This is a genomic window from Arthrobacter sp. 01T419, from assembly GCF_056398865.1.
Genome location: NZ_JBFTQF010000002.1, coordinates 122,579 through 144,093, shown reverse-complemented (window position 1 = coordinate 144,093; position 21,515 = coordinate 122,579). Strand labels below are relative to the sequence as shown.

Sequence of the window (21,515 nt, the reverse complement as noted above, 5' to 3'; positions counted from 1 at the left end):
GCACCCAGCTTACTGGAGTCAGTCGTCGAACGGCTTGATCTGTTCCACGGCCACCACGCTCTGGCCGTTTCCCCAGGCCACGTGGCACACGATCATCTCGCCCGGGGCCAAGTACGGATCCTGGGCAGGCAGGACCTCCCGAAGCTCCGGGCCCATGTGCTCGCCGAGTTTCTTCAAGATGGTGGGGAGGGCCGGCCTGTGCGTGCATAGGGCGACCCCCCGCTGCTTGTCGAACAAACCGTCGACGACGGCGGACGTCTTCTTCGGGCTCCGCTGGTGATGGTGCTCCGTCAGGGCCTCAACAAGTTTCACCTTGGCCCCGGCTGCCTTGGCATACGGTGCGATGGTGGATACGCACCGTGCCCAGGGACTGCTCACGATCCGGAGGGGCTTCCACACGCCCAGAAGCCGCTCTACCGCCCGCGCCTGCCGCAGGCCTGTAGCTGCCAGGGGCCTGCTGCCTTCGGCCTTGGTCCAGGAAGACCGTGGCTTGGCCTTGGCATGCCGCACCAGAATCAGCGGCCATGTCTCCAGCTCGCCGTTCAGGTGGGCCTTCGCCAGCGCCTGGAGGGGGCTCACGTCGGTGGGGTTGCTCAGGAACCGGGCAGCCTTGTCCGGCGCGGCCCACATGTACGCGTCCACTTCCTCGCCATCCGGCTTGATGACGGAGCCGTTCACTTGCGTGGCCCAGTAGTGCACCACTTTCAATCCCGCTGCCACGTGGTAATGCGTGGGTGGCAAAGGGATCCCAAGGGCAGCCTCAAGGCCGATTTCTTCCCGGATCTCGCGGACGGCGCACTCCGGAATGGTTTCTCCGGCGTCGAGCTTGCCCTTGGGCCAGGACCAATCGTCATACTTGGGCCGATGGATCAGCAGCACCTCAAGGGCGCCCTTGGTGACGCGCCAGGGAATAGCGCCGGCGGCCGTGACGGCGATCGGTTCGCCCGGATGGTCCGTTTGGTCTGCAACAGGTGTATCGCTCTTCAACTTTTCGCTACCTACCGCCGGGCAACTGCACGTTGGCGGGACCGGGAGGCCAGCAGCCAGGACTGTATGTCCAACAGCGGCGTGCCGTCTTCGGCCTGGTGGAACCTGGTCCAATGACCTTCGTTGTCGAGATGCCAGCTGGCAGTGCCCGGGTCCAGGTAACGGCGCAGCAGGTCCATGACTTCTGCTGTGTCTTCGCGGCTGGAGAGCTGGACCAAGGCTTCTACGCGGCGGTCGAGGTTGCGGTGCATCATGTCCGCGGAGCCGATGTAGACCACGGGATCGTTGGCATTGGCAAAGGCAAACACGCGCGAGTGCTCCAGGAAGCGGCCCAGGACGGAGCGAACAGTAATGTTCTCGCTCAGTCCAGGTACGCCCGGACGCAGTGAGCAAATGCCACGGACAATGACATCAACTTTTACCCCGGCCTGCGACGCCCGGTAGAGGGCGTCGATAGTGGCCTCGTCCACCATCGAGTTGACCTTGATCTGGACCTTGGCGGCAATTCCTGCGCGGGCGTTGCGGATCTCGGTCTCGATCCTGTCGATCAGACCGGACCGCACCGAGCGAGGTGCCACGAGAAGTCGCTTGAACGTGGACTTGGGAGCGTATCCGGAGAGCTGGTTGAAGAGCTTGGACAGATCTTCGCCCACCTGCTCGTTCGAGGTCAACAGGCCTAGGTCCTCGTAGTAGCGGGCCGTGCGCGGGTGGTAGTTGCCCGTTCCGATATGGCAGTAGCGGCGCAGGCCATCAACTTCCTGGCGGACCACGAGGGACAACTTGCAGTGCGTCTTGAGTCCCACGATGCCATACACAACATGCACGCCGGCTTGCTCCAACTTGCGGGCCCACGAGATGTTGGCCTGCTCGTCGAAGCGGGCCTTGATTTCCACGAGTGCCAGGACCTGCTTGCCGGCCTCGGCGGCGTCGATCAGGGCGTCGACGATGGGTGAGTCTCCGGAGGTGCGGTACAGGGTCTGCTTGATGGCCTGGACCTTGGGGTCGGCGGCTGCCTGCTCCAGGAAGGCCTGCACCGACGTCGAAAACGAGTCGTATGGGTGGTGCAGCAGGATGTCGCGGCGACGCATGGCGGCGAAGACGTTGGCAGCCTTGGAGGTCTCGGATTCGTTCAGGTACCGCGAGGTGTGGGGCACGTGCTTCGGGTAATGAAGGTCGGCACGGTCGATTCCACCAATGACCGACAGGCCGCGCAGGTCCAGGGGCGCGGGAACAGAGTAGACCTCGGATTCCTCGACGCCGAGTTCCCGCACCAGGAGTGCACGGATGTTCGGGTTGATGTCCGTGGTGACCTCGAGCCGAACGGGAGGGCCGAAGCGGCGGCGCAGCAGTTCCTTCTCAAGCGCCTGCAGGAGGTTCTCGGCGTCGTCCTCTTCAACCTCGACGTCCTCGTTGCGGGTGACGCGGAAACTGTGGTGCTCCATGACTTCCATGCCGGGGAACAGCTTGTCCAGATGAACGGCAATAACCTCTTCGAGGGCGATGAAGCGTGCCACCCGGCCCGGGACGGCGCCGGCGCGGGGGCCATCAATCGAGACAAGGCGGGGCAGCTGGTCCGGAACCTTGACGCGGGCGAACAGCTCCTTGTCACTGACGGGGTTGCGGACAATCACTGCCAGGTTCAGGGAAAGGCCGGAAATGTAGGGAAACGGGTGGGCGGGATCGACGGCGAGGGGGGTCAGGATCGGGAAGACCTTCTCGCCGAACATCACGCTCAGGCGGTGCTGCGCTTCGTCGTCGAGCTCGTCCCAGCGCATCAGGTGGATGTGCTCATAGGCCAAAGCGGGGCGGATCTGCTCGGCAAACACCCGGGCGTGCCGTTCCTGCAGCTTGTGGGCGGCTTCGCCGATCTGCTCAAGCACTTCGATGGGGCTCAGGCCTGCGGGGGAGGGCACCGCGAGCCCGGTGGCGATGCGTCGCTTCAGGCCGGCAACGCGCACCATGAAGAATTCATCGAGGTTTGAGGCAAAGATCGAGAGGAAATTGACGCGCTCCAGCAAGAAGAGGTCCGGGTCCTCGGCAAGTTCGAGAACGCGCGAGTTGAACGCAAGCCAGCTCAGTTCGCGGTCCAGGAAGCGGTCAGGCGTGATGTCGCCTTCCGGTTCCAGGGAGGGCGCAAATTCAGGAATGTCGATGCGATCCTGGGTAGCCCGCGCGGCTGGGACTTCCGAAGAACCGAAGCGCGGAGGCAAGGTTGCGCCCTTGACCTCGGTTTTGGTGGTTCCGACCGGGTCCGGATTCATCGGGCTCTCCTTCGTTCAGCGCGGGGGGGTTGCTTCAACCCTACAAGGATTCCACGTGCCGGAATCCTAGATGTCCTAACCTTTCAGATGCTCCTTGGTCCCGGGTTACTTCCCGGTTAACGGCGCATACATGACGTCGACGTCCCAACGCACGAAGCCCAGCTTCTGGTAGAGGGCAACCGCGGCGGTGTTGTCCGCGTCGACGTACAACATCACGGAATGCAGTTCGTGGCTCTGGAGATACCTGATTCCGGCGACAGTGAGCGCCTTGCCAAGCCCCAGGCCTTGGGCTGCGGGCGTCACACCCACAACGTAGACCTCTCCGATCGCCGGATGGGGACCTTGCCGGGGGTGCACCTTAGTCCAGTGAAAGCCGAGCAATTCACCGTCGGTGTTCACGGCCAGCAAGAATCCTGCGGGGTCAAACCAGTCCTCGGCCATCCGCGCGTCCAAGTCGGCCCTGGTCAAGGACCCCTGCTCGGGATGATGGGCAAAAGCCGCCCTGTTGGCAGCCAGCCAGGCGGACTCATCCTGCCCCGGCACAAAGGCGCGCAGCGAGATTCCCTCGGGCAGGCCGGCGTCGGGCAGTTCCGTTGTGGAGGACATCAGCCGCATCTTCCATAGTTCGCGCACCGGACCGTAGCCGTAGCGGGCGGCCAGGTCCGCGGCGGCCTCGTGGTTCCCATGGGACCAGGCGTTCAGCCCCGCAAGCCCGCGGCCGTCGCGGAGCGAGTCCAACAGCCTGCCGGCGACTCCTTGGTTGCGGTAGCTGGGGTGGACGGCCATTTCCAGGACCCCGGTCCCGTCGTCCGCTTCAACGACGACGGCGATCCCCGCCAGGTCCTGTCCGCTTGCGGGATCGGACTGCTCGTCCGGGGCGTACAAGGCCAGTGTGAGCACTGAGTGGTCGCCGGCGTCGGCTCCGCGCAGCATCACCAAAGTCTGTTCGGACAAGGGGGGATTGCCGTCCGACTCCTCCGCGGCTGCGGCGAGAGTCTTGATGTCTCTCAACAGCTCGCGGTCCGAGGCGCCTTTGACGACGAGGACAGGCCAGTTCTCCGGGTGCGCAAGGCTCATGCTGCAAGGCTATACGTCCGCGGCCCGTTTGGCGGGATGGATTTTGCGGGCACTCCCTTGGCCGTGTAAGGTCTATAACTCGTCCGGCTTTGCGAAGCGGGAAACGAGGGGGATCCACCAGTGGGGTGGCCGCGATACGTTCGACCCGTATGTCCTCCACTCAAGCTGACAACCGGCGCAAGCCGGGATCAGTCGGCAAGGAAAGGCCCGGACTCGCCGAGTCCGGGCCTTTCCTTGCTTCGGAAGCTCAGGCCTCCGAGAGTTCATCTTCCGGCAAACGGACCAGCGTCAGCCGGTAGCCAACGTTGCGGACCGTGCTGATCAGGTTTTCGTGGTCCACGCCCAGCTTGGCACGCAGGCGCCTGACGTGGACGTCCACGGTTCGGGTGCCCCCGTAGTAGTCGTAGCCCCATACTTCGGTGAGGAGCTGCTGGCGCGTGAAGACCCTGCCCGGGTGCTGGGCAAGGTACTTCAACAGCTCGAACTCCTTGAAGGTCAGGTTGAGCGGCTGGCCGTTCACGCGGGCCGTATAGCTTGCTTCGTCAATCACGACGCCGGCAGCGCGGATTTCGGTCTGCGTCTCCTCTTCGCCCGGGACTGCGCGGGCCACGGCCAGGCGGATCCGGGCCTCGACTTCGGCGGGCCCCGCGGAATCGAGGACGATGTCATCCACGGACCACGCGGAGGAGACGGCAGCCATGCCGCCTTCGGTGAGGATCAGGATGAGGGGGGCGCTCAGGCCCGTGGCCTTGAGCAACTGGGTCAGGGAGCGGGCCCCCACCAGGTCCTTGCGGGCATCGAGGAAAACGACGTCGGTGGGATCGGTTTCGAGCAATGCCGTCGGTTCTGCCGGAAGGATGTGGACCCGGTGGTTCAAGAGTTCCAAGGCAGGCAGGATGTCTACCGACGACCCGGTGCTGTTCGTCAGGAGCAGGATGTGCGACATAGTTCCTCCAATGGGCGGTCCGCGCATCATCGGGCGTCTGAACCGGGTTTCCACCGGCCGGTAGCTGCTCAAGGGGCGAGGTTCCGTTGTAACGGAAGCGTTGCAACAAGAAGCGCTGTTGACAACCGAGTATACCTAAAGGCCCCTGCAACGTCAGGGATTCGTGACACCATCAACCCCTGTTTGCGACATATTTCGGCCGTATAGGGCAGGATTGGCAAGAGGTTAGTCGCAACTCAGAACGAAACGGGGCCCCGCAGGGACGCCGTGGGGTCGAGGGCGCGGCGGGTTAGGGACACAGTGAGGTCAGGGGCACAGTGAAGTCTTGGAGCATCGGGGTGGTCGGCCTCGTCGCGCTCGCGGTTATCGTGGCCAGCTCCTACGGCCCCCCGGAGGGGCTGGTGGGCGTCGGAATCCTGGCAGCGGCCGCCGTCGGCGTCGGATGGCCCCATTTTCTGGCGGTTCCCGCCAAAAAGACCCTCGCCGCGGTGATTGGGCTGAGCGGTGCGGCTTCGGCCTTGGCCGCTGCTTTAATTCCAGCCCCCGGATTTCTCGACGCAACGCCCGCCTTTATTGCCGCCGGCGTGATCGCGGTGTTCGTCGTGCAGCTGATCCGCGGAACGGGCCAAGCCCAGCGGCTTGAATCCACTCTCGGTAGCTGCGCAGGCGTGTTGCTGAGCTGCCTCGGAGCAGGGTGGATCGCGGGTTCAAGGTTCAATGGCATCAAGGAAATGGTGCTTGTTGCCGGTCTCAGTGCTGCCGTTGCCCTGCTTGCCGGGTTGTTGCGCTGGCCGGACCGGGTGGTGGCGCCTTTGGGCATCGTGGCTGCCGGGTTGGTGGCCCCGTTGGCCGGCCTGGTGTTCTCGAATATTTCGATCGTGCCCGCGATCGTCGTGGGCGTCGCCATCGGCTCGGTCTTGGTCAGTTTCCGCCGCATGGTCACGCTTCGGCTAGGCCGCCTGAACTTTCCGGCCGTTCTGGGCATGGGTGTCGCGCCCGTTTGGGCGGTTGGTGCCTTGTGCTACTTCATCGACAAACTACTCATCTACTAACAGTTAGGATGGCATCATGTCCGTACTTGCATTTGAAATCTTCTTCCTTGTCCTCCTCGGCTTGGCCAGCCTCTCGATGGCGTGGTTTGCCGGTTTTGTCGTTTACCGTCTCTTCAAGGGCCAGAAATAGAGCTTCTGTACCTTCTGGACCACTGAGGTAATTGCTGTGCCCATCGAAATTCCTTCAGACCTGACACCCGAACTGGTACCCCTTTCCTGGCTCATTGGTGAGTGGGAAGGCCGGGGACGGCTTGGAAGCGGTGACGAGGACTCGGATCACTTCATCCAGCACGTCTCCTTCACGCACCATGGTCTGCCGTACCTGGAGTACCGCGCCGAAAGCTGGCTCAGCGATGAGGACGGCACCAAGCTGCGGCCCCTGACGGTGGAGACCGGCTTTTGGGCGCTGGAGCGGAAAATGATTGACGCCGATGGAGGTCCGGGACTGATCCCGGCCGATATAGTCCCGGCGTTGAAGACTGCCGACGACGTCGAGGCTCACCGAAACGCGGACGGCGGCTTCGACATCTCGGTGTCGATCGCCCACCCCGGCGGCATCAGCGAGCTGTACTACGGCCAGATCAGGGGACCGCAAATCCACATGAGCACCGACATGGTGATGCGCGGCGGCCACTCCAAGGAATACACTGCGGCCACACGCATCTTCGGCCTCGTGGATGGCAATCTATTGTGGCGCTGGGATGTGTCCACTCCGGGTAAGTCGCTCGAGGCCCATGCTTCGGCTTTCCTGAACAAGCTCTCCTAGGAGGGCCTGTTCTCCAGCTTCAAGGTCTCCCGAAGAGGTCTCACTGAACGTCCCGTTTCGCAGTTCGAACCAAAAGGGAGCAGCGAGTGAACGAAGCAGCAAAACCTGCCAGCTATGACGATCTCAAGGCTGTGTTCTTCAACGGGACGCTGAAGCCATCCCCGCAAGTGAGCAACACCGACGGGCTCATCGCCATTAGTCAGCGCATCATGGAAAAGCAGGGCGTCAGTACCCGCGTCATCCGTACCGTGGACCACGATGTCGCCCCCGGAGTGTATCCGGACATGCGCGAACACGGCTGGGCCACGGATGAATGGCCCGAACTGTACCCGGCGGTGCTGGAAGCCGACATCGTGGTGGTGGCCGGTCCCATCTGGCTGGGGGACAACTCCTCCCAGACCAAGAAGCTCATCGAGCGTCTGTACGCCCACTCGGGCCAGCTCAACAGCAAGGGCCAATGGGCGTACTATCCGAAGGTTGGCGGCTGCCTCATCACGGGCAACGAGGACGGCATCAAGCACTGCGCCATGAACGTCTTGTACAGCCTCCAGCACGTAGGATTCACCATTCCGCCACAGGCTGATGCCGGCTGGATTGGCGCAGTCGGTCCTGGTCCCAGCTATCTCGACGAAGGATCCGGTGGCCCTGAGAGCGACTTCACCAACCGGAACACCACCTTCATGACCTGGAACCTGCTCCACTACGCCCGGATGCTCAAGGATGTAGGCGGCATTCCCGCTTACGGCAACCTCCCGGATGAATGGAAAGCCGGCACGCGCTTCGATTTTGAAAACCCGGAATACCGCTGAGCCCCAAGGACTTCTACTACATATGACTTACAAGAGCCCCCTATTGTCGCGCCCCGGAGCTGTAGAAGGCGGCGGCGAGGACTCCGGCGTCGCGGCCCACTACGGCGAACCCTTGCGTGAGCAGCGCGCACTCGCCGCCGGCACCGCCGTCGTCGACCTTTCCTACCGGGGCGTGGTCACGGTGACCGGACCGGACCGTCTCAGCTGGCTCAACACCCTGTCTTCCCAGCAACTGACCAACCTTCAGCCGGGCGTCTCGAGCGAACTCCTGCTCCTCACCATTCAGGGCCGCATCGAGTTTGACGCTCGCGTAGTGGACGACGGCGGGACCACCTGGCTGCTGGTCGAAGCCGCCGAGGCTGCCCCGCTGGCGGAGTGGCTCAACAAAATGCGGTTCATGTTGCGCGTCGAAGTAGCTGACGTATCGGCCGATTGGGCCGTCGTCGGTTCCACCAAGCCCCTTGACGCCTGGTCCGGGCGGCTCGTCTGGGAGGACCCGTGGCCGCACATCGGAGTCGGCGGCTACTCTTACAGCGTGGTGGAGGAGAGTTCCCATCCCGGCCTTGAGCGTCCCTGGTTCGAGTACCTCATTCCCGCGGCAGAGCTTGAAACCGCGGTTGAGGGTATGGCCCTCGCCGGTTCGTTGGCCGCGGAGGCGCTCCGCATTGCCGCCTGGCGTCCCCGGCTCGGCGCGGAAACGGACGAGAAGACCATTCCCCATGAGCTCGATCTCCTGCGGACTTCGGTCCACCTGTCCAAGGGCTGCTACAAGGGCCAGGAGACCATCGCCCGCGTCCACAACCTGGGGCACCCACCCCGGCGGCTCGTCTTTCTGCAACTGGACGGCTCGCAGCACACCCTCCCGGCGGCAGGTAGCGTCGTATTTGCCGGGGAACGCAAGGTGGGTACGCTGACATCTGTGGCTCAGCACTTCGAAATGGGCGCAGTAGGGCTGGCGCTCATCAAGCGATCTGTGGATCCGCAGGAAGTGCTAACCGTCCTGGATGGTGAGGAACCCTATCCGGCCGCCCAGGAAGTAATTGTTGCGCCCGACGCCGGACAGGTGGTGGGGCGCCAGACCGGATTCCTGAAGGGACCCCACCGATGAGCGAAACGACGGGCGCTGAAGCCCAAGCTGCGGGTGCTGATGACGAGGCCATTGCCTTGGCCCACACGCTGTTCGATGCCGCCCGGGAGGGCAACTCGGAGCTCCTGCGCAGCTACCTCAATGCCGGCGCGCCCGCCGGAATGCGCAATGCCGCGGGTGATTCACTCCTGATGCTGGCCGCGTACCACGGCCACGCTGAAACCGTTCAGTTACTGCTCTACCACGGCGCCGAGGCGAACGCCGCCAACGACCGTGGCCAGACGCCGCTGGCAGGCGCAGTCTTCAAGGGCTACACGGAGGTGGCCCGGGTACTGATTGACGCCGGCGCAGATCCCGACGCCGGAGCGCCCACAGCGCGCGAGGCCGCCAGCATGTTTGCCCGCACGGAGATACTCGCACTGCTCGGATAAGCCAGGAATGCTCGGATAGCTGCTCGGGACGCCGGGCCTTGTCCGTGTTTGGCGGCTGTCTGGCGCGGGCATGTTGCGGTCAATTATTCCATGTGGAATAGTTGCTGTGGAATAGTTCGCACGGAGGATGAATAAAATGGCACGAGCCGCACTGACTCCGCTTGGCGTCGCTGCACTTGCCCTCCTTGTCGAGACGCCCATGCACCCTTACGAGATGTACCAGCTCCTGATGGCCCGGCACGAGGACCGCTTGGTCAAGGTGCGGCCGGGGACGCTCTACCACGCGGTGGGTCGCCTCGAAGAGGGCGGTCTGGTCGAGGCCACAGGGATTGACCGCGCCGGCAACCGGCCCGAGCGCACAACTTACCGAATCACCGGAACCGGCAGGGAGGCGTTGACGGAGCGCCTCCAGAACATGCTCGCGGAACCCGTGAACGAATACCCGAGCTTCCCCCACGCGATTGCCGAGGCACACAACCTGCCGGCCGACGTCGTGCTGGAACTCCTGGACGACAGGCTGGCGAGCCTGGAAGACCAACTCGGCTTCCTGCTTCGCGGTGAAGAATCCGTCACAGCCAGGGGCATCGAGCCCAAATTCTGGATCGATATCAAGTACCAGCAGTCCATGCTGCGGACGGAAATCGACTGGATCCGCAGCTTCCAAAATGATCTCCGCAGTGGGCTGTTGCCATGGTAGCCGCCCGTCCAACGCACCATCTTGCAAGAAATTCAGCACAGTCAAAGGAATCCCATGGAAAACGTAACTAAACCGTGGCCCGCACTGTGGTCCCTCGTGGTCGGGTTCTTCATGATCCTGATCGACACCACCATTGTTTCCGTGGCGAATCCGCGGATCATGGAAGGCCTTCATACCGACATCAACGCTGTGATCTGGGTGACGAGCGCCTACCTCCTCGCGTACGCAGTGCCGTTGCTGATCACCGGAAGGCTCGGTGACCGCTTCGGGCCGAAGAACCTCTACCTGATCGGCCTCGTGGTCTTCACCCTTGCGTCCCTGTGGTGCGGACTTTCGGGCGACATCGGCACACTGATCGTCGCCCGCGTTGTGCAGGGCGTCGGCGCGGCCATGATGACACCCCAAACCATGGCCGTCATCACCCGTATCTTCCCGCCGGATCGCCGCGGCGCAGCCATGGGCCTCTGGGGAGCCACAGCAGGTATGGCCATCCTCGTAGGCCCGATCCTCGGCGGCGTGCTGGTTGACGGCCTCGGTTGGCAGTGGATCTTCTTCGTCAACGTTCCCATCGGCATTGTCGCTTTCGTCCTCGTGACGCGCCTGGTACCGAAGCTGACCACTCACAGCCACAAGTTTGACGTCGTGGGTGTGCTGCTGTCCGCCGCCGGCATGTTCCTGCTGGTGTTTGGCATTCAAGAAGGCCAGAGCTACAAGTGGGGGACCGTCACCGGAGCCATTACCGTGTGGGGCCTGATCATCACGGGCCTTCTTGTCTTGGGCGTATTTGTCGTGTGGCAGTGGCTGCTGGAGCGCCGTGGAGGCGAGCCCTTGTTGCCGCTTGGGCTGTTCAAGGACCGCAACTTCTCGCTGGGCAACACCACCATCATGGCGGTGGGCTTCACCATCACGGCCTTCCCGCTGCCCACCATCTTTTACTACCAAGTTGTCCGTGGGTTGACTCCCACGCAGTCCGCGCTGCTCATGATCCCCATGGCTGTGATCTCCGGTGCGCTGGCGCCTTTCGTTGGCAAGCTGATCGACCGCATCAACCCGCGATGGTTCGCCGCCTTCGGGCTCCTCTGCCTATCCGGCGCACTGTTCTGGACCGGGACCCTACTGAAGCCGGACACTCCCATCTGGATGTTCCTGCTCCCTAGTGCCCTCCAGGGCGTGGCCAACGGGTTCATTTGGGGTCCGGTCTCCAACGCCACCACCCGCAACCTCCCGCCGCGCTCGGCCGGCGCCGGTTCCGGTGTCTTCAACACGACGCGCCAGATCGGTGCGGTGCTGGGATCGGCCGCGATTGCTGCCCTCATCCAATCACGGCTCGCGGCCGAGCTGCCGGCGGCTCCTCCAGGTGCCGCCCCCGCTGGCGAAGGCGGATTCACCGGCAAGTTGCCTGAATTCCTGCATGACGGCTTCTCGACAGCGATGAGCCAGTCCGTCCTGCTCCCCGCCTTTGCGATTCTGCTGGGCGCTGTGGCGGCGTTGTTCTTCGCCAAGCCGAAAGCAGTCCGAGGCTGGGGTTCCCCGGCGCCTGCAACTGAGGCCGAGCCCGAGACGGTTTCGCAAGACGGCGGCCAGGCGAGGCGTTAGCCCGCGCGAACTGGCAGACGATGCCCTCAGAATGCGATTTTGAGGGCATCGTCTGCCAACTCGCGCCAAGAGAGCTAGCGAAGCAGCACCGACGTCTGGATGCCGCCGTCGACGAATCCCAGCCTTCGCGCCAAGGCCAGCGACCCGCGGTTGTCCAGCGCCGTTCGCCATTGCAGCGTCAGGCCGGAGGCAAGTGCCTCGTGTGCCGCGATCGAGGCAGCCAGGGTTCCGAGTCCCTGCCTGCGCAATTCCGGTGGCACCAGGACTCCCATATCTGCGAGGATCCCTTGCCACTCGGCATAGGCTCCGCAGGCCACCGGTTTGCGGTCCGGTTCGTTGCCATCCATCACCGTGAAATGGTGGTCCATCCTTGAGAGGTGGACTTCATTGACGTCGTCCGGAGGGCATCTTCCCTCCAATTCGATCGCCTCGGGGTGGCCGTGGGAGACGGTGACTTCCCCGCCAGGCTGGAAGAGGGGAAGATCGTCGGCGAAGAGGAGCGCGGATGTTCCGAGGCCGTGGCCCCCGTGCTCGCGGCTGAGCCGCAAGAGTGCGGAATGCTCGCTGAGCTCTTCGTCTGAGAGTTCGACGGCGGCAGCCAGCGCCCATGTCGGAGCCACCAGGGCGGAGCGGCCAAACAGCCTCACAAACGTGATCGACTCTGCGTCTTCGTCTTCCCGGACTAAGCGCTCACCGGGACGGGCGGCGGGCGACCCGGAAGCGAAACTGAAAGCTTCGTCGTCGAACCCCAAATGACGGGCCCAGGCCAGCAGCACAATTTCGGCCGATCCCGCATCAAGTTCCATGACATCGAGTCTATGCAGTCCTTGAAAAAGGAAGGAGCAAGCAGGCCACCCGAAAGTGCCTGCTTGCTCCTCGAAGACCGGTCTAACCGAACAAAACCGCCGCTTCGTCGTAGCGGTGCTGCGGGACGGTCTTGAGCTTGCCCAAGGCAGCTTCGAAGCCTACGTGCTCGATGTCCGTGCCTTTGAGGGCCACCATGGTTCCCCAGCGGCCTTCCACTACGGAATCGGTTGCCGCCATGCCGAGACGGGTGGCCAGAACGCGGTCAAACGCCGATGGGACGCCGCCGCGCTGGATGTGGCCGAGGATCGTGGCACGGGTTTCTATGCCGGTACGGGCTTCGATTTCCGGGGCGAGTTGGTCGGCGATGCCACCCAGGCGGGGCCGGCCAAAAGTGTCCAAGCCGCGTTCGGAGTGTGGGGCTTCCATGTGGTCGGGAACAAAGCCTTCGGCGACGACAATCAAGGGCGCGCGGCCACGATCGTGGGCCTCCTGGACCCACTCGGTGATCTGCTCGATGCTGACTTTCTGCTCGGGAATCAAAATGGCGTGGGCACCGGCGGCCATGCCAGCGTGCAGGGCGATCCAGCCCACGTGGCGGCCCATGACCTCGGCGATCATGCAGCGGTGGTGCGATTCTCCGGTGGTGCGCAGCCTGTCGATGGCCTCGGTCGCGATCTGGACGGCAGTGTCGAAACCGAAGGTGTAGTCGGTGGCGTCGAGGTCGTTGTCCACAGTCTTGGGAACGCCAACAATCCTCAAACCGGCGTCGGTGAGGCGCTTGGCGGCAGCCAGGGTGCCTTCGCCGCCGATGGCAATGATGGCGTCGATGCCGAGGCGGTCCATGTGGGCCTTGATGACGTCAGGCCCGCCGCCGTTCTCGAACGGGTTGGTGCGGGACGTACCGAGGATGGTTCCGCCCTGCTTGGCGATGCCGCGGACCATAGTGCGGGGAATGTCGATGACGTCGCCCTCCACGACGCCGCGCCAACCGTCCCGGAAACCGACGAATTCCTGGCCGTGAATGGCAATTCCCTTGAGGACGGCGCCACGGATAACCGCGTTGAGTCCGGGGCAGTCGCCACCGCTGGTAAGGATTCCAATTTTCATGAGGGCTCAAATCCTGGTTAGGAGGTATACGTGCAGAGCGCCACGCTGAGCTCACAACGATTGTAGGCGGCAATGTGGGGTAGGACACAAACCATGACCGGCGCCGAGGATGAGACTTTTGAAACAGTGTGGAAATATCGCCCGAAAGCCCGGCTTTGAAACCGAGCTTAAAAGCCCAGCGCCCCGCCGCGGCGGAGCGCTGGTGTGAACTCGCTCAGCCCTGTGAGCCCGCTGGCTAGGCTGCCCTATTTCTTGCCTTGCGAACGCTGATTGAGGAAAGATTCCAGCGCAATGTCTCCGCTCTGGTTGGGAAGCAAGAGCCACGCCACCACGTAGATCACCACGGCCGGTCCAGGCAGAAGGCAGAAGATCAGGTAGCCAACGCGGACGTAGGCCACGTCCACGTTCAGCTTGGCGGCAATGCCACCGCAAACCCCTCCGAGCCAACGCTGCGGACCGCGCTTCAGGCCTATGCCCCGGACGATGTTGAAGAACTTGTTCATGGCTAGAGCCTTCCCTGTTGTGGCTGCTTTGTCACGTGTCGGTTTTTTATTGGCCGTCAGAATCGGCGGCGCTGGAGCCGGACCCGTTGCCTTTTCGTGAACGGGCCGACAGCAGGCCGCCGATCACGAGTGCCGCACCGGCCCCGATCATGAGCCCGATCAGTACGTAATTGCCATTGAGGGCCACAAGGCCGAGCTTGGAAACGATGATCAGGCCGGCCAGTGCCAGGACGATCAGCCCCCAGACCACGGTGCCGACCCGGGCCCGGGCAGCTCGCACCACGGGCTCAGATGCTGAGTGGCCCGTTCCAAACGTGGGCGCGGGTTCGTGCGTACTCATGTCAGTTTCCTTCCTGGACGGTGACATTGCTGAAGGTGCCGTCGAGCTTGACGATCAGCTTGGCGCCAGGCTTGTCGGTGTTGAAGCTGTTCTGATTGCCGTTGCTGCTATGGCTGATGGCGCTGGGGTCCTGCTTGAGGTTCGCGAAGGTCATGTTCGCTTGGACCTCCACCGGCACGTTTGCGGGGATGAGGAGTTTGATGTTGCTGGCCGTCACGTCCATCGGAACCACGACGTCGGCGCTCAGCGGCGCGCTCACGTTCAACTTCGTCAAATCAACGATCCCGTTGGCTCCCGTAAGGTCTAAGCCTTTGCGGGCATCGTCGATGCTTACGGGATTCCATTGGCCATTCTGGAGACGGAAGTGGTCCGCAGTGGGTGCGATATTGAAGATCCCCCCGATCACCAGCGTCGCGACGGCCAGGAATCCCAGCAGCCCCGAAGTTCGGCCACGAAGTCCGGCAACCAGGATGCCGAGGCCGAGGACTCCAGCGCCCGTGGCCCAGACCACAGCGTTGGCGGCGTCACCGAGATGGATGACGTTGCCGGCGTCGAGAAGCTTGAGCGTTCCGCCGGCCAGCAGGGCCGCCCCCGCGGAGACAGCTACGATAGTCGCGCCCGGTCCCTGCCGTTTGGGTCGCTGGGGCCGGTTGTGTCCGCCACCCGGCGGGTAGGGCCCGGCTGGATTGAAGGGACCCGAAGGCGCGGCGGGCCCGCCAGCCCCGTAGGCACCTGCGCCGTACTGGCCGCTGTTGGGCGGGCCGGAATAACCCACGGCCGACGGCGGGAGCGTGCCCGACGGCGATACAGCGCCGTAGCCGTGCATGCCGCCTTCATAGGAGGTGCTCTGCGCTGCCCCGTAGACGCCGCCTGGTGTGCCGGCGCCCGGGGTGCCCGGAGCAGGCGCAAAGTGTTGGGTTTCCATGGATCGTCCTCCGCTGCGGGATTTGCTGCGCTGGACCAGGAAATAGATCAAGTAGATGACGCCGCCAATCCAGAACAGCGTCCAGAAGAGCCCTGGAAGGCCGTTCCAGCCCCATCCCCAGAAACCGCGGCCGAGGCTTGGCAATCCGATGATGGTGGTGATGACGGCGCCGGTCATGCCTGCAGACCAGCGCCCGGCGCCGGCCTCTTGGGCGTGAATGCGGCCATCGGGTTCCGGCAGGAGCGCCCAGGCGATGCCGTAGAGCAGGATGCCGATGCCGGCGAAGACGGTGAGGATGATGAAGATGCCGCGGACGATCAAAGGATCGATGCCGAAGCGGTGCGCGATGCCACTGGCCACGCCGCCCATCCACCGGTCCCGGCCACGGCTGATGCCTTGGCTGCGGATCCAGTTGAAAAAGTTCTGTGGGGGCGCGGGGACGGCGTAGTTCGGTGCGGTGCCGCCGGTGTTTGCGGTGCTACCGCTCTCGGTGCCACTGGTGTTTTGCCGCCTGGGTTCTTCCGGCGAGCCGATCCCGGCCGGCTCGCTGGATTCCTCGGGTTGCCCGGGATCCGCAGGGTGTCCGGAGTCCTCTGGATTCATGCTGTTCGAGTTCATGCTTCGATCTTGCCGTCCGGCGACCATCTCCCTCTATTGGGGGATACCCTGAACGTTCCCTGAGTGGCCCCCTGAGATGTCCTGCTTCCAGCGCCGAAGGCCTTGATCCGTGTTTGGATGGATTCATGACAATCGCCACGCAACGCCCGCCGCTGGTCCGCAGCAGCGATCGCATGATTGCGGGCGTCTGCAGCGGCTTGGCCGACCATTTGGGCTGGCCAGTGAAGTACGTCCGGCTCGGGATGGTCCTTGCCTCGTTCGCCGGCGGTGCAGGCTTGGCCTTCTACGCCTGGCTGTGGGTCATGGTGCCTACCGCGGATGAAAGCGCCCGCCGCAATAGCCGCCGCCCGGCGTCGCCCATTGCCCCCGCAGTGAGCCTGCCTCCCTTCACTGGCCCCACGTCGGCCACAGGGTCGCCCGCTCCTGGTTGGACGCCGGCTGCTTGGGCTCGGAGCGCCCCTGGCGCATCCGAGGGAACAGCGCCCGACGGCGGAGCGCCGCCTCTGCCGCCGTCCGGCCCTCCTCCCGTATTCGCCTCCTGGTTCAGGGTGCGGCGCATCCAGTACGGGAAGGAGATCCTGCTGGGAGCCGGCCTCCTTCTCGTGGCGGCAATCCTGATCGCCCGTCAGTTCGGCGTCGACGTCCCTCTTGGCACGCTGATCCCGGCTGCAGCCATTCTTGGCGGCGCGGCGATCGCGTGGATGCAACTGGATGAGACGCGCAGGGCCGGGCTGGTGGACAAGACCAAGGCGGATCAAGCCGGCGGCTGGGTCCGCCTCGCCGCTGGATTGGCGTTGGTGGTTGCTGGAGTGCTGGTGATGGTGTCCGGTTCCGGCTCGTGGGAACAGACATGGCTCGCGCTACTTGCCTCGATAGCGGTGTTGGGTGGTGTCGCCCTAGTGCTGCTGCCGTGGGGCCTGAAGTTCTGGAAAGACCTTGAAACCGAGCGTGCGGGGCGTGTTCGCGAGACTGAGCGGGCCGAGATCGCAGCCCATCTGCACGACTCGGTGCTGCAGACGCTTGCCTTGATCCAGCGTCGCGCCGGTTCCGAGCAAGACGTGATCCGCCTTGCACGTGCCCAGGAGCGTGAACTGCGTACCTGGCTATACCGGGACGCCGCCAAGGACTCGGGACTCCTGGCAGAGAGGATTGCGGCGGCCGCAGCCGAGGTGGAGGACGCGCACGGGCACGCCGTGAATGTCGTCAGCGTGGGAGACGCGGCCATGACGGACAGGCACGAGGCCCTCGTCCTCGCAGCTCGCGAGGCCATGCACAACGCTGCCCGGCATGGCGGCGGCGCCGTGTCCGTCTACCTCGAGAGCTCGGATGCCGGCAGTGAGGTTTTCGTCAGGGACCGGGGACCGGGCTTTGACCCGGATGCTGTTCCGGAAGACCGGCTTGGTGTCAAAGAATCGATCATCGGCCGGATGAAGCGCCACGGCGGTACGGCAGTGATCAGCAGCGGCTCCGAGGGCACAGAGGTCCGACTGAAGCTGCCCGTCGAGAACGCCGACAAAGCAGAGAACCGAAATGGAGAGGCCAAAGCATGAGCGGCACACCAGAGCAAACACCGGGGACGGTCCGGGTAGTGATCGTTGACGATCACGCCATATTCCGCTCCGGGCTCAAGGCCGATCTCGATTCCAGGATCGACGTCGTGGGCGAGGCTGGAACCGTGGAGCAGGCCATTGCCGTGATTGCCGAGGTCCGGCCGGAAGTGGTGCTGCTTGACGTCCATCTGCCCGGTGGCCTTGGCGGCGGCGGGCGGGAGGTCATTGCCGCGTCGGTGCCCTTGCTCGGAAGCACCAGTTTCCTGGCCTTGAGCGTGTCCGATGCCGCCGAGGACGTCGTAGCGGTGATTCGGGCCGGGGCTCGCGGTTACGTCACCAAGACCATTTCGGGTCCCGAGATCTCCGATGCCGTGATCCGCGTGGCCGATGGTGACGCCGTTTTCTCGCCGCGGTTGGCCGGTTTTGTGCTGGACGCCTTCGGGACCTCCCCTGCGGAGATCGCCGACGACGAACTGGACCGCCTCTCCGCGAGGGAACTGGAAGTCATGCGCCTCATCGCCCGTGGCTACAGCTACAAGGAGGTGGCCAAGGAACTGTTCATTTCCATCAAGACCGTGGAAACCCATGTTTCCGCGGTGCTCCGCAAACTCCAGCTCTCCAGCCGTCACGAACTGACCAAATGGGCTGCTGAACGCCGCCTCCTCTAACGTTCCAAATATCCGAGCGAGCGTCGGACGGAAAGCGGAAATATCCGAGCGAGCGTCGGGCGTACGACGACGGCGGCACTTGAGCGGGTGCCGAGCTTCGCACGCTCCTGCAGATATATGCCCCAAAACCCCGACGCTCGCTCGCCTATGTGGCAAATTCCCCCGGCGCTCGCTCACCTTTAGTGCCTTAAAGCCAAACGCTCGCTCACCTTCCGATCAGAGGGTGAGCGAGCGTTTGTAGCTGAAAGGCTACTTGGCCTGGCCGAGGAACTCCTGCAAGCGCCGAACGCCTTCAGCCAGGTCCTCGTCGCCGAGGGCGTAGGAGAGGCGCACGTATCCGGAGGGGCCGAACGCCTCGCCAGGAACAATCGCCACTTCAACTTCGTCGAGGATCAGCGAGGCCAACTCTGCCGACGTCGACGGACGGACAGGACCGTTCGACGTCGGGAATTCCTTACCCAGCAGCGCGCGGACGTCGGCGTACACATAGAAGGCGCCTGTCGGCGTCGGGCATTCCACACCCTCGATTGCGTTCAGTCCCGCGACAATCGCCTTGCGGCGGCGGTCAAAGGCGACCTTCATCTCGTCGACGGCGGTCAGCGGGCCGGAGACTGCTGCCAGGGCAGCGATCTGCATGATGTTGGAAACGTTCGACGTCGCGTGCGACTGGAGGTTGGTGGCGGCCTTGATGACGTCGGCCGGGCCGATCATCCATCCGACACGCCATCCGGTCATGGCATAGGTCTTGGCGACGCCGTTGAGGATGACCACCTTGTCGCCGAGTTCGGGGGCTGCAGTGGCAATGGAGGTGAAGGGCACGCCGTCGTATGTGAGGTGCTCATAGATTTCGTCGGTGACAACCCAGAGGCCCTTGGCCGCTGCCCATTTACCGATCTCGGCCACCTGTTCGGCGCTGTAGACGGCGCCGGTCGGGTTGGACGGGGAAACGAAAAGCAAGATCTTCGTCTTGTCCGTGACAGCGGCCTCGAGCTGCTCCACGGTGACCAAATAACCCTGCTCCGGGCCGGCGAAGACCTCAACAGGTACGCCTCCGGCCAAACGAATTGCTTCCGGGTAGGTGGTCCAGAAAGGCGTGGGGATGATGACCTCGTCGCCCGGGTCAACGAGCGTGGCGAAGGTGTTGTAGACAGCTTGCTTGCCGCCATTAGTAACCATCACCTGGGAAGCGTCGACTTTGTAGCCTGAATCGCGGAACGTCTTGTCCGCAATGGCCTGCTTCAGTTCCGGCAGGCCGGCTGCGGGGGAGTAGCGGTGGTACTTCGGTTGGGAGGCGGCTTCGACGGCGGCCTTGACGATGTAGTCGGGGGTCGGGAAGTCGGGCTCCCCGGCGCCGAAGCCGATCACGGGGCGACCCGCTGCCTTGAGCGCCTTGGCCTTGGCGTCAACGGCAAGGGTGGCGGATTCGGCGATGGCGGAAATTCGCTGTGAAATGCGGGCGGCAGGTATTCCGGCAGACATTAAAGCACCGTTCTTCGCTGGCAGCTCATGAGCTGGATGGTGGGATTCGACGGAATCTACTTTATGCTGTTCTGCGGAGCTATCGGGCTAACGCCGGGAAAGTGACAGTGCAGGTTGATCAACCGAGCGCTGATCACACAAGCGGGACGGCCTGAACACTCCGGAAATGACCCGGTTCGACTATCGCGGCGTTGTTGCGTAGACTGGTTCACCGGTGTTGAAAAACATCACAATGGTTCGCGCCCCAGACTTGGTGTGGAATCTCTATGTTCATGGGGGTTCCTCGGCTTGTGTGGAGCGTGGCCAAAATATGGATTCGATCCATAGGGTAGTGGCGCAATTGGTAGCGCAGCGGTCTCCAAAACCGCAGGTTGCAGGTTCGAGTCCTGTCTGCCCTGCGCAAGCTGTTCCGGGGTTACCCCCGGAACAAGCGCAGCAACCATGGCTCTGATCAGGGTCGGGTCAACGACGTTTGCATAGATGAGTGAGGATCAGGTGACCGAAACAGCTGCGAGCAGCTCGAAGGGCCGCCCTGCTAAGAAGTCCGATTCTGGCTTCTTCGCTCGAATTGCACTTTTTGTTCGCCAGGTTATCGGCGAACTCAAGAAGGTAGTCGCGCCAACCCGCAAGGAACTGATCAATTACACGCTCGTGGTGCTGGTGTTCGTGACCATCATGATGCTCATCGTCACCCTGCTTGATCTGGCCTTCGGTACTGGAATCAAATGGGTCTTCGGCGGTACTGGCGTCACGAACCGCTAAGCGGATCGCTCCGTAAACCGCGCGGAATCCCCGGATAATCAAGGGGTTTCGCAGGGTTTGCGGAATTGAGCCATTTAAATAGGCATGTAAGGCAATGAGGAAGCAGGAGACCAAGTGTCTGAGCAGGAGCTCGAGGTAACTGAGACTGAGCTGGATGGGCCCGCTGAAAGCACGGCTGACGCCGTGGAAGGATCCGAGGTCGATTCTGCTGCGCCCGAAACTGCCGACGTCGATGACGCCGACCAGGATGAGTCCGACGACGAGTCTTCCGACGCCGCCGATGAGGACGAGTCCGACGCCGACGCCCTGGCCGCCGCTGCGGCCGTGGCGCCAGCCGATCCCGCTGACGAGTTCAGGGCCAAGCTTCGCCGCCAGGAGGGTGACTGGTACGTCATCCACTCCTACGCAGGCTACGAAAACCGCGTTAAGGCCAACCTTGAGACCCGCATCCAGACCCTGGACATGGAAGATTACATCTTCGAAATCCAGGTGCCCATGGAGGAAGTCGTCGAGATCAAGAACGCACAGCGCAAGATCATCAACCGCGTGCGCATTCCGGGTTACGTCCTCGTCCGTATGGACCTGACCGACGCCTCTTGGGGCGCCGTCCGTCACACCCCTGGTGTCACTGGCTTCGTGGGTAACGCCCACAACCCGGTTCCGCTGCGCCTCGACGAGGTCTTCTCCATGCTGGCTCCGGTCTTCGAAGAGCAGCAGGCCGAGAAGGGCAAGCCGGTCAACAAACAGCACCAGACACCGGTCGACATCGACTTCGAGGTCGGAGAGTCTGTCATCGTCAAGGAAGGTCCGTTCGAGACCCTTCCCGCCACGATCTCCGAGATCAAGATGGATTCCCAGACGCTTGTGGTCCTCGTGTCGATCTTCGAACGCGAAACCCCGGTTACGCTCGCATTCAACCAGGTCACCAAGATCTAGTTGATCCAAGAATTTCGCCCCGCGGTTGCCCGCTTAGCAGCCACGGAGCGGTCGGTCGCCTTGCCATGGCGGCCACAAACCTGAGGCACGCTCCTGTGTCCTAGGAAGTTA

21 protein-coding genes and 1 tRNA gene are annotated in these 21,515 nt (G+C 63.4%); 12 read left to right on the top strand and 10 right to left on the bottom strand.

Annotation, left to right across the window (positions count from 1 at the left end):
- Nucleotides 1–18 precede the first annotated feature (18 nt).
- The 4 genes from AC1DLO_RS04315 to AC1DLO_RS04300 form a co-directional block, all read right to left on the bottom strand.
- Nucleotides 19–987, bottom strand: coding sequence for an NUDIX hydrolase (locus tag AC1DLO_RS04315; protein WP_476889362.1), 969 nt, complete (start codon nucleotides 985–987; stop codon nucleotides 19–21).
- A gap of 11 nt (nucleotides 988–998) precedes the next feature.
- Nucleotides 999–3,248 carry an RNA degradosome polyphosphate kinase gene (locus AC1DLO_RS04310; RefSeq protein WP_184738255.1) on the bottom strand — a complete coding sequence of 750 codons (2,250 nt, stop codon included), beginning with the start codon at nucleotides 3,246–3,248 and terminating at the stop codon, nucleotides 999–1,001.
- 105 nt (nucleotides 3,249–3,353) lie between these two features.
- Nucleotides 3,354–4,325 (bottom strand): mycothiol synthase, encoded by a 972-nt coding sequence (gene mshD / locus AC1DLO_RS04305; RefSeq protein ID WP_476889361.1) that lies wholly within the window; start codon nucleotides 4,323–4,325, stop codon nucleotides 3,354–3,356.
- A gap of 247 nt (nucleotides 4,326–4,572) precedes the next feature.
- On the bottom strand, nucleotides 4,573–5,271 hold the full coding sequence (locus tag AC1DLO_RS04300; RefSeq protein ID WP_476914406.1) for a winged helix-turn-helix transcriptional regulator: 699 nt from the start codon (nucleotides 5,269–5,271) through the stop codon (nucleotides 4,573–4,575).
- A gap of 317 nt (nucleotides 5,272–5,588) precedes the next feature.
- Between AC1DLO_RS04300 and AC1DLO_RS04295 the strand changes: the two genes are divergently transcribed.
- From AC1DLO_RS04295 to AC1DLO_RS04265, 7 genes are all read left to right on the top strand, one after another.
- Nucleotides 5,589–6,323: a permease gene (locus tag AC1DLO_RS04295; RefSeq protein ID WP_184738248.1), complete on the top strand. Its 735-nt coding sequence runs from the start codon at nucleotides 5,589–5,591 to the stop codon at nucleotides 6,321–6,323.
- Between the two features lie 166 nt (nucleotides 6,324–6,489).
- Nucleotides 6,490–7,089, top strand: coding sequence for a nitrobindin family protein (locus AC1DLO_RS04290; protein ID WP_476889359.1), 600 nt, complete (start codon nucleotides 6,490–6,492; stop codon nucleotides 7,087–7,089).
- Nucleotides 7,090–7,175: 86 nt separating this feature from the next.
- Nucleotides 7,176–7,898 (top strand): flavodoxin family protein, encoded by a 723-nt coding sequence (locus tag AC1DLO_RS04285; RefSeq protein WP_476889358.1) that lies wholly within the window; start codon nucleotides 7,176–7,178, stop codon nucleotides 7,896–7,898.
- Between the two features lie 22 nt (nucleotides 7,899–7,920).
- A complete protein-coding gene (gene ygfZ / locus AC1DLO_RS04280; protein ID WP_476889357.1) occupies nucleotides 7,921–9,006 on the top strand; it encodes a CAF17-like 4Fe-4S cluster assembly/insertion protein YgfZ in 1,086 nt (361 codons plus the stop codon).
- A complete protein-coding gene (locus AC1DLO_RS04275) occupies nucleotides 9,003–9,416 on the top strand; it encodes an ankyrin repeat domain-containing protein (protein ID WP_184738241.1) in 414 nt (137 codons plus the stop codon). Before ygfZ ends, AC1DLO_RS04275 begins: the two co-directional genes overlap by 4 nt.
- A 136-nt stretch (nucleotides 9,417–9,552) precedes the next feature.
- On the top strand, nucleotides 9,553–10,113 hold the full coding sequence (locus AC1DLO_RS04270) for a PadR family transcriptional regulator (RefSeq protein WP_476889356.1): 561 nt from the start codon (nucleotides 9,553–9,555) through the stop codon (nucleotides 10,111–10,113).
- A gap of 54 nt (nucleotides 10,114–10,167) precedes the next feature.
- Entirely contained in the window at nucleotides 10,168–11,709 is a 1,542-nt protein-coding gene (locus AC1DLO_RS04265; protein ID WP_476889355.1) for a DHA2 family efflux MFS transporter permease subunit, read from the top strand.
- A gap of 74 nt (nucleotides 11,710–11,783) precedes the next feature.
- On the opposite strand, the gene AC1DLO_RS04260 is transcribed toward AC1DLO_RS04265, so the two are convergent.
- The 5 genes from AC1DLO_RS04260 to AC1DLO_RS04240 form a co-directional block, all read right to left on the bottom strand.
- A complete protein-coding gene (locus AC1DLO_RS04260; protein WP_476889354.1) occupies nucleotides 11,784–12,515 on the bottom strand; it encodes a GNAT family N-acetyltransferase in 732 nt (243 codons plus the stop codon).
- 82 nt (nucleotides 12,516–12,597) lie between these two features.
- Nucleotides 12,598–13,623 (bottom strand): ATP-dependent 6-phosphofructokinase, encoded by a 1,026-nt coding sequence (locus tag AC1DLO_RS04255; RefSeq protein ID WP_476889353.1) that lies wholly within the window; start codon nucleotides 13,621–13,623, stop codon nucleotides 12,598–12,600.
- A 245-nt stretch (nucleotides 13,624–13,868) separates the two neighbouring features.
- Nucleotides 13,869–14,126, bottom strand: coding sequence for a PspC domain-containing protein (locus AC1DLO_RS04250; RefSeq protein ID WP_476889352.1), 258 nt, complete (start codon nucleotides 14,124–14,126; stop codon nucleotides 13,869–13,871).
- Between the two features lie 46 nt (nucleotides 14,127–14,172).
- On the bottom strand, nucleotides 14,173–14,466 hold the full coding sequence (locus AC1DLO_RS04245) for a hypothetical protein (RefSeq protein ID WP_476889351.1): 294 nt from the start codon (nucleotides 14,464–14,466) through the stop codon (nucleotides 14,173–14,175).
- 1 nt (nucleotide 14,467) lies between these two features.
- Entirely contained in the window at nucleotides 14,468–16,009 is a 1,542-nt protein-coding gene (locus tag AC1DLO_RS04240) for a PspC domain-containing protein (RefSeq protein WP_476889350.1), read from the bottom strand.
- A gap of 125 nt (nucleotides 16,010–16,134) precedes the next feature.
- Here AC1DLO_RS04240 and AC1DLO_RS04235 point away from each other — a divergent pair, with 125 nt between their 5' ends.
- Together AC1DLO_RS04235 and AC1DLO_RS04230 are read left to right on the top strand one after the other, a co-directional pair.
- Complete coding sequence (locus AC1DLO_RS04235; RefSeq protein WP_476889349.1) at nucleotides 16,135–17,559, top strand: ATP-binding protein; 1,425 nt, start codon at nucleotides 16,135–16,137, stop codon at nucleotides 17,557–17,559.
- The gene (locus AC1DLO_RS04230; protein ID WP_476889348.1) at nucleotides 17,556–18,227 is read left to right on the top strand and encodes a LuxR C-terminal-related transcriptional regulator; all 672 of its coding nucleotides are present in this window, start codon (nucleotides 17,556–17,558) and stop codon (nucleotides 18,225–18,227) included. Before AC1DLO_RS04235 ends, AC1DLO_RS04230 begins: the two co-directional genes overlap by 4 nt.
- 249 nt (nucleotides 18,228–18,476) lie before the next feature.
- On the opposite strand, the gene AC1DLO_RS04225 is transcribed toward AC1DLO_RS04230, so the two are convergent.
- Nucleotides 18,477–19,706 carry a pyridoxal phosphate-dependent aminotransferase gene (locus AC1DLO_RS04225; RefSeq protein WP_184741998.1) on the bottom strand — a complete coding sequence of 410 codons (1,230 nt, stop codon included), beginning with the start codon at nucleotides 19,704–19,706 and terminating at the stop codon, nucleotides 18,477–18,479.
- 325 nt (nucleotides 19,707–20,031) lie between these two features.
- Between AC1DLO_RS04225 and AC1DLO_RS04220 the strand changes: the two genes are divergently transcribed.
- From AC1DLO_RS04220 to nusG, 3 genes are all read left to right on the top strand, one after another.
- Nucleotides 20,032–20,104: transfer RNA gene (locus AC1DLO_RS04220), tRNA-Trp, on the top strand.
- Between the two features lie 82 nt (nucleotides 20,105–20,186).
- Entirely contained in the window at nucleotides 20,187–20,468 is a 282-nt protein-coding gene (secE, locus tag AC1DLO_RS04215) for a preprotein translocase subunit SecE (RefSeq protein WP_184741997.1), read from the top strand.
- A gap of 114 nt (nucleotides 20,469–20,582) precedes the next feature.
- The gene (nusG, locus tag AC1DLO_RS04210) at nucleotides 20,583–21,404 is read left to right on the top strand and encodes a transcription termination/antitermination protein NusG (RefSeq protein ID WP_184741996.1); all 822 of its coding nucleotides are present in this window, start codon (nucleotides 20,583–20,585) and stop codon (nucleotides 21,402–21,404) included.
- The last annotated feature ends 111 nt before the right edge of the window (nucleotides 21,405–21,515 follow it).

Bases quoted from the DNA above. Each gene is read 5' to 3' on its own strand.
- AC1DLO_RS04310 (WP_184738255.1), bottom strand. From the start codon at position 3,248: ATGAATCCGGACCCGGTCGGAACCACCAAAACCGAGGTCAAGGGCGCA.
- mshD (WP_476889361.1), bottom strand. From the start codon at position 4,325: ATGAGCCTTGCGCACCCGGAGAACTGGCCTGTCCTCGTCGTCAAAGGC.
- AC1DLO_RS04300 (WP_476914406.1), bottom strand. From the start codon at position 5,271: ATGTCGCACATCCTGCTCCTGACGAACAGCACCGGGTCGTCGGTAGAC.
- ygfZ (WP_476889357.1), top strand. From the start codon at position 7,921: ATGACTTACAAGAGCCCCCTATTGTCGCGCCCCGGAGCTGTAGAAGGC.
- AC1DLO_RS04275 (WP_184738241.1), top strand. From the start codon at position 9,003: ATGAGCGAAACGACGGGCGCTGAAGCCCAAGCTGCGGGTGCTGATGAC.
- AC1DLO_RS04270 (WP_476889356.1), top strand. From the start codon at position 9,553: ATGGCACGAGCCGCACTGACTCCGCTTGGCGTCGCTGCACTTGCCCTC.
- AC1DLO_RS04265 (WP_476889355.1), top strand. From the start codon at position 10,168: ATGGAAAACGTAACTAAACCGTGGCCCGCACTGTGGTCCCTCGTGGTC.
- AC1DLO_RS04260 (WP_476889354.1), bottom strand. From the start codon at position 12,515: ATGGAACTTGATGCGGGATCGGCCGAAATTGTGCTGCTGGCCTGGGCC.
- AC1DLO_RS04255 (WP_476889353.1), bottom strand. From the start codon at position 13,623: ATGAAAATTGGAATCCTTACCAGCGGTGGCGACTGCCCCGGACTCAAC.
- AC1DLO_RS04250 (WP_476889352.1), bottom strand. From the start codon at position 14,126: ATGAACAAGTTCTTCAACATCGTCCGGGGCATAGGCCTGAAGCGCGGT.
- AC1DLO_RS04245 (WP_476889351.1), bottom strand. From the start codon at position 14,466: ATGAGTACGCACGAACCCGCGCCCACGTTTGGAACGGGCCACTCAGCA.
- AC1DLO_RS04240 (WP_476889350.1), bottom strand. From the start codon at position 16,009: ATGAACTCGAACAGCATGAATCCAGAGGACTCCGGACACCCTGCGGAT.
- AC1DLO_RS04235 (WP_476889349.1), top strand. From the start codon at position 16,135: ATGACAATCGCCACGCAACGCCCGCCGCTGGTCCGCAGCAGCGATCGC.
- AC1DLO_RS04230 (WP_476889348.1), top strand. From the start codon at position 17,556: ATGAGCGGCACACCAGAGCAAACACCGGGGACGGTCCGGGTAGTGATC.
- AC1DLO_RS04225 (WP_184741998.1), bottom strand. From the start codon at position 19,706: ATGTCTGCCGGAATACCTGCCGCCCGCATTTCACAGCGAATTTCCGCC.
- secE (WP_184741997.1), top strand. From the start codon at position 20,187: ATGAGTGAGGATCAGGTGACCGAAACAGCTGCGAGCAGCTCGAAGGGC.